The sequence below is a fragment of the Methylorubrum rhodinum genome (assembly GCF_014199935.1).
Classification (GTDB): Bacteria; Pseudomonadota; Alphaproteobacteria; order Rhizobiales; family Beijerinckiaceae; genus Methylobacterium; species Methylobacterium rhodinum.
In genome coordinates, this window is the sequence record NZ_JACHOP010000005.1 from 44,268 (window position 1) to 56,517 (window position 12,250).

10 protein-coding genes are annotated in these 12,250 nt (G+C 69.4%); 7 read left to right on the top strand and 3 right to left on the bottom strand.

What is annotated here, in order from left to right; all coding sequences use genetic code 11:
* Positions 1–75: 75 nt before the first annotated feature.
* On the bottom strand, positions 76–999 hold the full coding sequence (locus HNR00_RS07910) for an ROK family protein (protein WP_183567538.1): 924 nt from the start codon (positions 997–999) through the stop codon (positions 76–78).
* A 4-nt stretch (positions 1,000–1,003) separates the two neighbouring features.
* Positions 1,004–2,398, bottom strand: a complete 1,395-nt coding sequence (locus HNR00_RS07915) for a dicarboxylate/amino acid:cation symporter (RefSeq protein WP_210306361.1) — start codon at positions 2,396–2,398, stop codon at positions 1,004–1,006.
* Between the two features lie 234 nt (positions 2,399–2,632).
* Here HNR00_RS07915 and HNR00_RS25485 point away from each other — a divergent pair, with 234 nt between their 5' ends.
* The 7 genes from HNR00_RS25485 to HNR00_RS07950 all read left to right on the top strand — a co-directional run bounded on the left by HNR00_RS25485 (position 2,633) and on the right by HNR00_RS07950 (position 11,627).
* The gene (locus HNR00_RS25485; RefSeq protein ID WP_312886016.1) at positions 2,633–3,055 is read left to right on the top strand and encodes a L,D-transpeptidase; all 423 of its coding nucleotides are present in this window, start codon (positions 2,633–2,635) and stop codon (positions 3,053–3,055) included.
* A gap of 408 nt (positions 3,056–3,463) precedes the next feature.
* Entirely contained in the window at positions 3,464–6,493 is a 3,030-nt protein-coding gene (ileS, locus tag HNR00_RS07925) for an isoleucine--tRNA ligase (protein ID WP_183567541.1), read from the top strand.
* Between the two features lie 196 nt (positions 6,494–6,689).
* Entirely contained in the window at positions 6,690–7,169 is a 480-nt protein-coding gene (gene lspA, locus HNR00_RS07930; RefSeq protein ID WP_183567544.1) for a signal peptidase II, read from the top strand.
* A 193-nt stretch (positions 7,170–7,362) separates the two neighbouring features.
* Positions 7,363–8,061, top strand: a complete 699-nt coding sequence (locus HNR00_RS07935; RefSeq protein WP_183567547.1) for a hypothetical protein — start codon at positions 7,363–7,365, stop codon at positions 8,059–8,061.
* A 231-nt stretch (positions 8,062–8,292) separates the two neighbouring features.
* Complete coding sequence (locus HNR00_RS07940; protein ID WP_183567550.1) at positions 8,293–9,675, top strand: M16 family metallopeptidase; 1,383 nt, start codon at positions 8,293–8,295, stop codon at positions 9,673–9,675.
* 76 nt (positions 9,676–9,751) lie between these two features.
* Positions 9,752–11,035, top strand: a complete 1,284-nt coding sequence (locus HNR00_RS07945; RefSeq protein ID WP_183567553.1) for a M16 family metallopeptidase — start codon at positions 9,752–9,754, stop codon at positions 11,033–11,035.
* 373 nt (positions 11,036–11,408) lie between these two features.
* Positions 11,409–11,627 (top strand): DUF1127 domain-containing protein, encoded by a 219-nt coding sequence (locus HNR00_RS07950; RefSeq protein ID WP_183567556.1) that lies wholly within the window; start codon positions 11,409–11,411, stop codon positions 11,625–11,627.
* Positions 11,628–11,734: 107 nt separating this feature from the next.
* Here HNR00_RS07950 and HNR00_RS07955 read toward each other — a convergent pair whose 3' ends face one another.
* The gene (locus HNR00_RS07955; RefSeq protein WP_183567559.1) at positions 11,735–12,250 is read right to left on the bottom strand and encodes a prolyl-tRNA synthetase associated domain-containing protein; all 516 of its coding nucleotides are present in this window, start codon (positions 12,248–12,250) and stop codon (positions 11,735–11,737) included.

Consider the following 12,250-nt stretch of genomic DNA (forward strand, 5'->3'; position numbering starts at 1 on the left):
GCCTCGCAATGACGGCGCGGGATGTCTGGGGCGTCGTCGCGAGCGACAGCGGCGCTTTTCGGCCGGGTGGGCCGCCTACGCCTCCGGCCCCCACAGCCACGCCGCACCCCGCACGCCGGAGGCGTCGCCGTGGAGGCTCGCCCGCACCGGCGTGTCGAAGGCGTCGGAGAAGACGTGCGGCGCAATTCTTTGGGGGAGCGCGGTCACCACGCTCTCGATGCGCGAGAGCCCGCCGCCGAGCACGATCACGTCCGGATCGAGGACGTTGACCACGTGGGCAAGGCCGCGGGCGAGGCGGTCGAGGTAGCGCGCCATCGTGGCGGCGGCGCCCGGCTCTCCGGCCAGCGCAGCAGTGACGATCTCCTCGCCGGTGCGCGTCTCGCCGGTCCGCAAAAGATGGTCGGCGGCCAGCCCCGGGCCGGAGAGCCACGTCTCGATGCAGCCCCGGCGGCCGCAATAGCAGGCGGGACCGGGGCGCTCGTCGTCGCGGGGCCAGGGGAGGGGGTTGTGGCCCCACTCGCCCGCGATGGCGTTGCGGCCGGTCAGCGCCTGCCCCCGCAGGGCGATGCCGGAGCCGACGCCGGTGCCCAAGATCACCGCCCAGACGATCTCTGCGCCCGCGCCCGCGCCGTCCACGGCTTCCGACACCGCGAGGCAGTTGGCGTCGTTCTCGACCCGCACCGGGCGGCCGAGCCGGGCCGCGATGTCCCCTGCGAACGGCTGTCCGTTGAGCCAGACCGAGTTGGCGTTCTTGATCAGGCCGTTGTGGCGCGACACCGCGCCCGGCATGCCGATGCCGACGCTCGCCCCGTCGGCACCCGCCTCGGATTCCAGTGCGGCGACGAGCCCGGCGATGGCCGCGAGCGTGCCCGCATAGTCGCCCCGCGGGGTCGGCACGCGCGTCTCGGCCCGCGTCGTCCCGTCGGGCGCCAGCGCGATCCCGGCGATCTTGGTGCCGCCGAGATCGATCCCGATCCTGAGCCGTCCGGCCTCGGACAAGCGGCTACTGCGCCGCCACGGCCTTCGGGGCCGGCGCCGCCTCGTCGCCGGGGCTGACCGGCGCCTCGTCGGAGATCTCGGTGCCGATCGAGACCGGATGCGCCATCACCTGGGCGAGTTTTTCCCTGTCGAGCTCGCCCTCCCAGCGGGAGACGACGACGGTGGCGACACCGTTGCCGATGAGGTTGGTGAGCGCGCGGCACTCCGACATGAACTTGTCGACGCCGAGCACCAGGGTCATCGCGGCGACCGGCACCGGGTTGCCGGGGATGGCGGCGAGCGTCGCGGCGAGCGTGATGAAGCCCGCGCCCGTGACGCCCGAGGCGCCCTTGGAGGTCAGCATCGCGACGAGGAAGATCGTCGCGTACTGGCCGATCGAGAGGTCGGCGCCCACCGCCTGCGCCAGGAACAGCGTGGTGAGCGTCATGTAGATGTTGGTGCCGTCGAGGTTGAACGAGTAGCCGGTCGGGATCACAAGGCCGACGACCGAATCCGAGGCGCCGAGGCGCTTCATCTTGGTCATCATGTGCGGCAGCACCGTCTCGGACGACGAGGTGCCGAGCACGATCAGCAACTCGTCCTTGATGTAGGCGAGGAACTTGAGGATCGAGAAGCCGGCGAACGCCGCGATGCCGCCGAGCACGACGAACACGAACAGGAGCGACGTCGTGTAGAAGGTGCCGACCAGCCACGCGAGGTCGATGACCTTGCCGATGCCGTACTGGCCGACCGTGAAGGCCATGGCGCCGAAGGCGCCCAGCGGCGCGAGCTTCACGATGAGGCCGATGATGCGGAAGAACACCTGACCGGCCGCGTCGATGCCGTGGGTGATGCCCTCGCCCTTCTTGCCCATGCCGGTGAGCACGACGCCGGTCAGGATCGAGATGAGGAGCACCTGCAGCAGGTCGCCGGTGGCGAAGGCGTCGAAGAAGCTCTTGGGGATGATCGCCATCAGGTGGGCGACCGTGGAATCCGCCGCCGCCTTGCTGGCGTAGCCCTCGACCGCCTTGGCATCGAGCTTGGTCACGTCGGCGCCGAAGCCGGCGCCGGGCTGGATGATCTCGCCCACCAGAATGCCGACGAGCAGCGCCACCGAGGAGACCACCTCGAAGTAGATCAGCGCCTTGAGGCCGACGCGGCCGACCTTCTTCAGGTCGCCGATCGAGGCGATGCCGTGGACGATGGTGCAGAAGATGATCGGCGCGATCATCATCTTGATCAGCGCGATGAAGGCGTCGCCCATCCACTTGAACGACTTGCCCCAATCGGGCGCGATCCAGCCGACGAAGATGCCGAGCGCGATGGCGATCAGCACCTGGATGTAGAGCACCTTGTACCAGGGGGTATGCGCGGCGGGCGCGCCCGCGCCATGGAGCGCGGCATGAGCGGAATGGGCCATGTTTCCTCACCGGTACCGTGTCGCGCGGCCTTGGCCGGGCGGCTTGGCGCGACGCTAGTCCGTTTAATCCGCGCCCTCAATCGCGACTCGGTAGTCGGCCGCGGCTTTGTAACCCGATCCGGCTGTCGACAACTCGGCTCGGGCCCTTTCGCAACCGAAACACCAGCGCGATCAAGGGGAAGCGGCCGAGTCGGCGCCCCGCCGGGCGTCGTGGCCGCGGAGGTTCGAATCCCCGTGCCGATCGCTCGCGCCCTCGCCGCCGTCGTCCTCGCCGCCGTCGTCCTCTCGGCCCGGCCCGCCGCGGCTTCGGTCGTCGCCCGGGTCGATCAGTCGGCCCAGCGGATGCAGGTCTATGTCGGCGGCGTGCTGGCCTACGACTGGCCGGTCTCGACCGCGCGGCGCGGCTTCGTCACGCCGAACGGCCAGTTCCGGGTCGGGCTGATGGCGCCGATGTGGCGCTCGCGCAAGTATCACGGGTCACCGATGCCCTACGCGATGTTCTACAGCGGCGGCTACGCCATCCACGGCACCTACGCGGTCGGCGCGCTGGGGCGCCGGGCGAGCCACGGCTGCATCCGCCTGCATCCGGCCCATGCCCGCGAATTGTTTCAGCTCACGCGGGCCTATGGCGGGACGCGGGTGGTGATCCGCAATTAATTGTCACTTCTTTTGTTGGTTGATGCGGCTTCCGTCCCCCGCGCCGTCATTGCGAGGCGGAGCCGAAGCAATCCAGGGCGCGCGTTCCCCGGACAAGGCGAGACACTGCCGACGCAATCGTCAAGCGCGCACCCTCCCTGGGGAATGCGGAGCGCTGGATTGCTTCGGCTTCGCCTCGCAATGACGGGGAGGGGCGGGAGGCGCGGCGACCGGCCGGAAGCCTCAATGAGGCTTCCCCTTTTCCGGGGCGCATTCTAGAAGCGCTCCCATGTTCGGCCTGATCTCCTCGGCGCAGCGAATTACGGGCCCGGCTTCCGCGTAGGCACCGCCTCCTGGCGGCCGCCGGATGCCGGGTGACCTGACTTCGCCCCGTCCCCTTTTTTGCCCGTTGAAGACGCCGAACCCGCCATGAGCGACCAGCCCGACGCCGCCCCCGCGGCCGCCCGCGACTATTCCAAGACCCTCTTCCTGCCGAAGACCGAATTCCCCATGCGCGCCGGCCTGCCGGCCCGCGAGCGGCTCCTCCTGGAGCGCTGGGCGCAGATCGGCCTCTACGAAAGAATCCGCGAGGCCGCGAAGGGCCGGCCGCGCTTCGTGCTGCATGACGGCCCGCCCTACGCCAACGGCAACATCCATATCGGACACGCGCTCAACAAGATCCTCAAGGACGTGATCGTCCGCTCCCAGGGCGCGCTCGGGAACGACGCCGATTACGTGCCGGGCTGGGACTGCCACGGCCTGCCGATCGAGTGGAAGATCGAGGAACAGTACCGCGCCAAGGGGAAGAACAAGGACGAGGTGCCGGTGCTGGAATTCCGCCAGCAATGCCGGGCGTTTGCCGCCGACTGGCTGAACGTCCAGCGTGACGAGTTCAAGCGCCTCGGCGTCACCGGCGACTGGGACCGGCCCTACTCGACCATGGCCTACCCGGCTGAAGGCCGCATCGCTGCCGAGTTGATGAAGTTCGCCGCGAGCGGCCAGCTCTATCGCGGCTCGAAGCCGGTGATGTGGTCGGTGGTGGAGAAGACCGCACTGGCCGAGGCGGAGGTCGAGTACGAGGAGCATGTCAGCGATACGGTGTTCGTGGCGTTCCCGGTCGTACGGAAGTCCGACAGTCGACTTGCGCCTTTCATGTCTATCGATACGCCGGCCAAGGTCGCGCCCAGTCCCGATCCTCTTCTCAAGGGAGCATCTGTCGTTATCTGGACGACGACGCCCTGGACGATACCCGGCAACCGGGCCGTCGCATATTCGAAGAAAATCTCCTACGGCGTCTATGAAGTGACGGCCGCTCCGGAAGAAAATTGGGCAAAGGTTGGAAGCACCTACGTCCTAGCCGACAGTTTGGCTGAGACCGTGTTCAAGGCTGCGAAGGTTGAGAGCTTTGAGCGGCTCGGGAGCTTCTCGCTGGACGACGTTGCTTGGTTGGAGCACCCGCTCCATGACTTCGATTCGGGCTATGGCTTCCCTGTCCCGATGCTTGACGGCGAGCACGTGACCGACGAGGCCGGCACCGGCTTTGTCCACACCGCGCCGGGCCATGGCCGCGAGGATTTCGAGGTGTGGATGGCCAACGGCCGCCGGCTTTCCGAGCGCGGCATCGAGACCCGCATCCCCTACACGGTGGATGCCGACGGCGCGCTCACCAAGGAGGCGCCGGGCTTCACGGGCAAGCGCGTCTTCAACGACAAGGGCGACAAGGGCGACGCCAACAAGGCGGTGATCGAAGCACTGCGAGTCGCAAAAACTTTGGTCGCAAAAGGCGTGCTGCGCCACCAATACCCGCATTCCTGGCGCTCGAAGAAGCCCGTCATCTTCCGCAACACCCCGCAATGGTTCATCGCGATGGACCGGCCGGTGGATTCGCTCGGCAACCGGACGCTGCGCGAGACGGCCTTGCACGCCATCGAGCAGACGCAGTGGGTCCCGCCCCAAGGCAAGAATCGGATCAACGGCATGGTCTCGGGCCGGCCCGATTGGGTGGTCTCGCGCCAGCGCGCTTGGGGCGTGCCGATCACGGTGTTCGTCCATCGCGACACCGGTGAGGTGTTGCGCGACGAGGCGGTGAACGCGCGCATTTCTGAGGCCTTCGCGGCGGAGGGCGCCGATGCGTGGTTCAGGGACGACGCGACCGCCCGCTTCCTCGCCCCCGAACACGATCCGGCGCAGTACGAGAAGGTGACCGACGTCCTCGACGTCTGGTTCGATTCCGGCTCGACCCACGCCTTCGTTCTGGACGACCCTCAAGCCTTTCCGGGCCTCGCCGGCATCCGCCGCGCGGTGGACGGCGGGTCGGACCGGGTGATGTATCTGGAGGGCTCCGACCAGCATCGCGGCTGGTTCCAGTCCTCGCTGCTCGAATCCTGCGGCACCCGCGGCCACGCCCCCTACGATGTGGTGCTCACCCACGGCTTCGTCCTCGACCCCAAGGGGGAGAAGATGTCGAAGTCGAAGGGCAACGTCGTCGCGCCGCAGACCGTCATCAAGGAATCCGGCGCCGACATCTTGCGCCTGTGGGTCGCGGCTTCGGATTACTCCGACGATCTCCGCATCGGTCCGGAGATCGTGAAGACGTTCGCCGAGACTTATCGGAAGCTGCGCAACAGCTTGCGCTGGATGCTCGGTTCGCTGGCGCATCGCGTGCCGGGCGACGACGTGCCCTTCCAAAAAATGCCGGAGCTGGAGCGGCTGATCCTGCATCGGCTGGCCCAGCTCGACGGCGAAATCCGCGAGGCCTACGCGACCTACGACACCAAGCGGATCGTCGCGCTGCTCAACGGCTTCATGACCGGCGACCTCTCGGCCTTCTACTTCGATGTCCGCAAGGACGCGCTCTACTGCGATCCGATCTCGTCGGTGACGCGTCGCGCCGCGCTGCAGGTCATCGACGAGGCGTTCCGCCGCGTCACGATCTGGCTCGCGCCGGTGCTGGCCTTCACGGCCGAGGAGGCGTGGCTCGACCGCACCCCGTCGGAGGCCGGCTCGGTGCATCTCCAGACCTTGCCGGAGACGCCCGCGGACTGGCGCGACGACGCGCTCGCCGCGCGCTGGCAAAAAATCAGGAGGGTGCGCCGGGTCGTGACCGGGGCGCTTGAGATCGAGCGGGCGGCCAAGCGCATCGGCGCGAGCCTGGAGGCGGCGCCGGTGGTCTACGTGTCCGATCCCGACTTGCTGGGGGCGCTCGACGGCGTCGACTTTGCGGAAGTCTGCATCACCTCCGCCATCACGATCCGCGACGGCGAGGGGCCGGCCGACGCCTTCCGTCTCGACGAGGTGAAGGGCGTGGCCGTAGTGCCGGAGCGGGCGGAGGGGCGTAAATGCGCCCGCTCGTGGCGCGTGACCGAGACGGTTGGCGACGACGCCGATTATCCCGACGTGACCCCCCGCGACGCGCAGGCGCTGCGGGAGTGGGACGCCGCCAACCCGGCCGCCGCGTGATTCTCGTCGCCGACCGCGGGTCGACCCTCCCCCCTCTGCGGGGGAGGGTGCCTGCGGAGCAGGCGGGAGAGGGGAGCGACGCTTCCGTTTGGCCGCATTCGACCCGAATTCTCCGGAAGCCGGGTTCCCCTCTCCCGACCCCCTTCGGGGGCCACCCTCCCCCGCAGAGGGGGGAGGGTTCTGCCGGGCTCGCTCCATGACCCCCTTCCGCGCCGGCCTGCTGGCCGCCCTCGCCACCCTGCTGCTGGATCAGGCGACCAAGCTCGGGCTCTATTTCGGCACCGATCTCGTGCTGACCGGGCCGTGGCGGGTGGCACCCTTCGCCGACCTCGTGGTGGTGTGGAACCGCGGCATCTCCTACGGCCTGTTCCAGCAGGAGGGCGGGGTCGGGCGCTGGCTGCTGGTGGCGCTGTCGCTCGCGGCCTCCGTCGGGCTCTCCATTTGGATGAGCCGGGCGGCGACGCGGCTGCTCGCGGTGGCCCTCGGCCTCATCGTCGGCGGCGCGCTCGGCAACGCCATCGACCGGGCGGCCTACGGCGCGGTGTTCGACTTCGTGCATCTCCATGCCGGCACGTGGTCGTGGTACGTGTTCAACGTGGCCGACGCCGCCATCGTGGCGGGCGTCGTCGGCCTCATCCTCGACAGCCTGCGCCCGGCCGCGCGGACCGGTTCGTGACGCCCGACGAGCCGCGTCCGACGCGCAATCGACGTCGAGGCACGCCGGAGCGGCTCCCCGCCATACGATCGCCCGAAACCCGTCCCACGCCAGGGCCGGGGATCGAAGTGACGGCGTCCGGAACACGATCCGGCCGTCCGGCCCCGGGAAAAGCCGGCCTGAGAGAGTCGGCCCGAAGGCGGGAGAGGGCGAGATGAGCGGTCGGCGCGGTGTGTCTGTGGCCCGGACGTCTCGGGTCGTCCGTGGCCTCCTGGCCTCGACGGCGCTCGCCGCCGTCCTCGCCGCCGCCCCTGCCCGAGCCGAGGGCGAACTGATGCGCGACGCGCTCAGCGGCATCGGCCTGATCGAGCCCGAGCGCCCCGCCATCACCTATCGCGAGCGCGCGCCGCTCGCCATGCCGCCCAAGCTCGGCGGCCAGCAGGATCTCACCGCCGGCCTGCCCGTGCCCCGCGCCCGCCAAGCGGATCCCGCTTGGCCGAAGGACCCCGAGGTGATCCAGCGCGAGCGCGCCGCGATCGAGGCCAAGAAGCCGATCACCCGCGGCGCGCAAGGCCGCATGAACGACAACAACGAGACGCTTTCGGTCTACGAGATGGAGGCCGGCCGCCGCGCCGGCGCGGGCGGGCTCACCGGCCCGGCCGGAACGCCGGGTCAGGGCGACACCCGCGACTCGACTTGGCTCAACCCGTTCGAGATGTTCAGCGGCAAGGCCGAGAAGACCGAGCCCTCGGTGGCCGAGCCCGACCGCGACACGCTGACCGATCCGCCGACCGGCTACCGCAAGGCTCCGGTCAAGGTGGCCAAGCCCCAGGGGACGCCGGTGGGCGGTCCGATCAGCGACCGTGAAGAGGCCGACCCGCGTGCCTATCTGAGGAGTCCGGGACGCTACTGAGCGAGGCGGGACGTCGACGGAGCGCAGCCGCGCGTCCGGTGCCTGTCCTGGCTTGAGACGTGAATCCCGACGCGGAACTGCGGCGATTCGCTCGAAACGGCGATCGGGAGTGGCCGCGCGGACACGACGCGCGGTACGGTATTTGCGCCCGGCACGCATTCTCGGGAGAATGCCGGGCAATCGGGACGGAAAGCGCGGACGGGCGGAAGAGCCCCCGCACAGGGACAGACAATGCACCTCTACCGGAAGGCCACCCTCCCTCTGGGACCGCAGCGCGGCTTCGCGCATGCCGGCCGGGTGGAGGCGGCCCCGTTCGGGCGATCGGAGGCCGGCGGGCCGGAGGTGTCGTCCTTCGCCCTCGACAACGGCCTCGACGTGGTGGTGGTGCCCGACCACCGCGCCCCCGTCGCGACCCACATGATCTGGTACCGCAACGGCTCGGCCGACGATCCGCTCGGCCAGTCGGGCATCGCCCACTTCCTCGAGCACCTGATGTTCAAGGGCACGGACAAGCATCCGGCCGGCGCCTTCTCGAAGGCGGTCTCTGGCTTAGGCGGCCAGGAGAACGCCTTCACCAGCTACGATTACACCGCCTATTTCCAGCGCGTCGCCCGCGACCATCTCGGCACGATGATGGGCTTCGAGGCAGACCGGATGAGCGGCCTCGTCCTCGACGACGCCGTGGTGGCGCCCGAGCGCGACGTGGTGCTGGAGGAGCGCCGCATGCGGGTCGAGACCGATCCGTCGGCCCAGCTCTCCGAGGCGATGGCGGCCTCGCTGTTCGTGCATCACCCCTACGGCATCCCGATCATCGGCTGGATGCACGAGATCGAGGAGCTGAACCGCAGCCACGCGATCGACTATTACCGCCGCTTCTACACCCCCGAGAACGCGATCCTCGTGGTGGCCGGCGACGTGACCCCGGACGAGGTGCGGCGCCTCGCCGAGGACACCTATGGGAAGGTGACGCCCCAGGGCGCGCGGCCCAGGCGCCTGCGCCCGCGCGAGCCGGAGCCGCGGGCGATGCGCCGCATCGCGGTGGCCGACCCCAAGGTCGAGCAGCCGACGCTGCAGCGGCTCTACCTCACCCCCTCCTGCATGACCGCCCGTGACGGCGAGGGCCACGCGCTGGAACTGCTGGCCGAGGTGATCGGCGGCGGCGCGACCTCGTTCCTCTACCGTCAGCTCGTGCTCGAACTTGGCGTCGCGGTGAATGCCGGCGCTTGGTACATGGGCTCGGCGATGGACGACACGCGGTTCGCCGTCTACGCCGTGCCCGCCGAGGGCGTGAGCCTGGAGGCGCTGGAGGAGCACGTGGACCGCGTGCTGCGCCGCGCCGCCGAGGCCCTCGATCCCGAGGCGATCGAGCGGGCCAAGATCCGGCTCGTGGCCGAGACGGTCTATTCCTCCGACTCGCAATCCTCGCTCGCCCGCATCTACGGCTCGGCGCTCGCCATCGGCGAGACCGTCGAGGAGGTGCGCCGCTGGCCCGTCGACATCGAGGCGGTCACCCGCGACCGGCTCGCCGCGGTGGCCGCGCGCTACCTCGTGCCCGCCCGCTCGGTGACCGGCTACCTCACCAAGGCCCGCGACCCCGACGTCGCGGTCGCCTGACGCCGGACCTTAGCCCTTTGACGGCGCCGCCTCCGAGGCAAGGCGCCGATTTCAGACGTATCTCAGGAACCCTCCGATGAACCTCGCCGAGACTGGCACCCGCACCGCGACCTCGCCGACCCAGGCGCTGCCGGTGGCGGCCGCCCCCGGCATCGAGGCGTGGCACGTCGCCTCGCCCGTGGTGCCGATGATCGCCCTGTCCTTCACCTTCGAGGGCGGCGCGGCGCAGGACCCCGAGGGCAAGGCCGGCACCGCGCAGATGCTCGGGCGCCTGCTCGACGAGGGCGCGGGCGACCTCGATTCCAACGCCTTCCAGGAGGCGCTGGCGGCGCGTGCGATCGAGCTGAGCTTCCACACCGGCCCCGATTCCATCGGCGGCTCGCTCAAGACCCTGCTGACCCATGCCGACGAGGCGATCCGCCTGCTGGCCCTGGCGCTGGCCGAGCCGCGCTTCGACGCGCCCTCCGTCGAGCGGGTGCGGGCGCAGATGATCGCGAGCCTGCGCTATCAGCAGAACGATCCCGGCGTGCTGGCCTCGCGCCGCTACTTCCGCACCGCCTTCCCGGATCATCCCTATGGCCGCCCGTCCTCGGGCACGATCGAGACGGTCTCGGCCATCACCCGCGACGATCTCGTGGCGATGCATCGGGCGCTCATCGGCCGCGGCGGCCTGAAGGTCGCCGCCGTCGGCGCTTTTGAGGCGGACGGCATCGCCGCGATGATCGAGCGCGCCTTCGGCGGCCTGCCCGAGGCCGGGCCGCTCAAGCCCGTGCTGGCCACGAGCATCCGCGAGTTGGGCAGCCGCATCGTCGTCGATCTCGACGTGCCGCAATCGGTGATCCGCTTCGGCCTGCCGGGCATCGCGTGGCGCGATCCCGACTTCATCCCAGCCTACGTGCTGAACCACATCCTGGGCGGCGGCGCCTTCACCTCGCGCCTGTTCCAGGAGGTGCGCGAGAAGCGGGGGCTGGCCTACTCGGTCGGCACCTCGCTGACCTCGCACCGGGCGGTCGCCATGACCTGGGGCTACACCGCCACCAAGAACGAGCGCGTGACGGAGGCCCTCGACGTGATCGGCGACGAGATCGCCCGCCTCATCACCGACGGCCCCTGCGACGAGGAACTGCAGAAGGCCAAGGACTACCTCACCGGCTCCTACGCGCTCGGCTTCGACACCTCGACCAAGATCGCCGGCCAGCTCGTGCAGATCGCCTTCGAGGGCCTCGGCATGGACTACATCGCCCGCCGCAACGACATGGTGGCGAGCGTGACCCAGGCCGACATCCGCCGCGCCGGGGCGCGGACGCTCGGCGACGGCCAGATGCTGGTGGTGGCTGCGGGCCGACCGACGGGGATGTGACACGACGCTTTCGGGATTGAGAAATAGAGGCCGGCACGCGGGGATGCGGTGTCGGCCCTTTTTTTGGAGCGGCGGATTGGGAGGTGTGATGCCATTTCCGGATGATCAGATCGGTTTCGCTCTTTGGGGTCACACAGGATCAGACCGATCTGATCATCCGGAAACGGTATGAGACATGGCAGTCTCGTGCAATCCGCCCTGCACAGAACGACGCCATGACGCTCAAAGAGGCTGCTTTTTGCCTAGCGCATGCGCGCTGGGCGGGGCTGATCTTCAGAACCGACGCTCCTCCCGCGCTGCAACAAAGGCCATATTCGGAACGTGTCCGGCCGCATAAATCAAGTGCAGCGGCCATGTGTCCGAGGTTAAGGCAATGTTCATCAAGCTGACGGAAGGTGTTCTCTCCTATCTCCGCGCCAGGGAGACGGAAACCGCGCTCGCCGACCTGAGCGATGCCGCCCTCGACGACATCGGGCTGACCCGCGCCGAGATCGGCGGCCGGCCGGTGCAGCCGGAGGCGGCTTTCCCGGCCATCAGTCTGACCGGATCGCTGTTCGCGCTGCCGTTCGCGCCCGTCGCCCAGGCCGCGTGATCGCGTCGGCGATGATCCTGAATCATCGCCGGCCGTCGTTCTGCTGAAGGGCCGTCGAGTTCAAGGCACGGAACGGGACCGCTGGTCCCGTTCCGTGCTTTTTTCGTTCAGGCCGCTTCGGTGTCCGCCTGCGGCAGGGCGAAGGCGGTCACCTCGTGGCCCTCGGCGCGCAGCACCCGCACGAGATCGTCCGGCACGAGGTTGAGCGTGCGGGTGCTCACCAGCGGATGGACGTTGATCCGCGTCTCCTCCAGCAGGCTGTCCTGGACGAAGATTTTGACGCTGCCCGGCGCGGCGTTGAGCGCGGCGAGCGGCGAGACCGCCCCGCTCTCCACGCCGAGCTGTTCGCGCAGGGCCTCCGCGCTCGCGAAGGACAGCCCGCCCCGAGCGCCGAGTACCGCGCGGAACGCCTTGAGATCGATCGCCGCGTCGTGATGCAGGGTGACGAGGAAGTACGTCTTCTTCCCGTCGCGCAGGAAGAGGTTCTTGGTGTGCGCGCCCGCGATGTCGCCGCACACGGCCATCATCGCCTCGACGGTCAGCACCGGCGGATGCTCGAACAGCGTGTAGGCGATGCCCTGCTCGCGCAGGCGGGTCAGGACGTCGTCGGGGCTCAAGGGCAT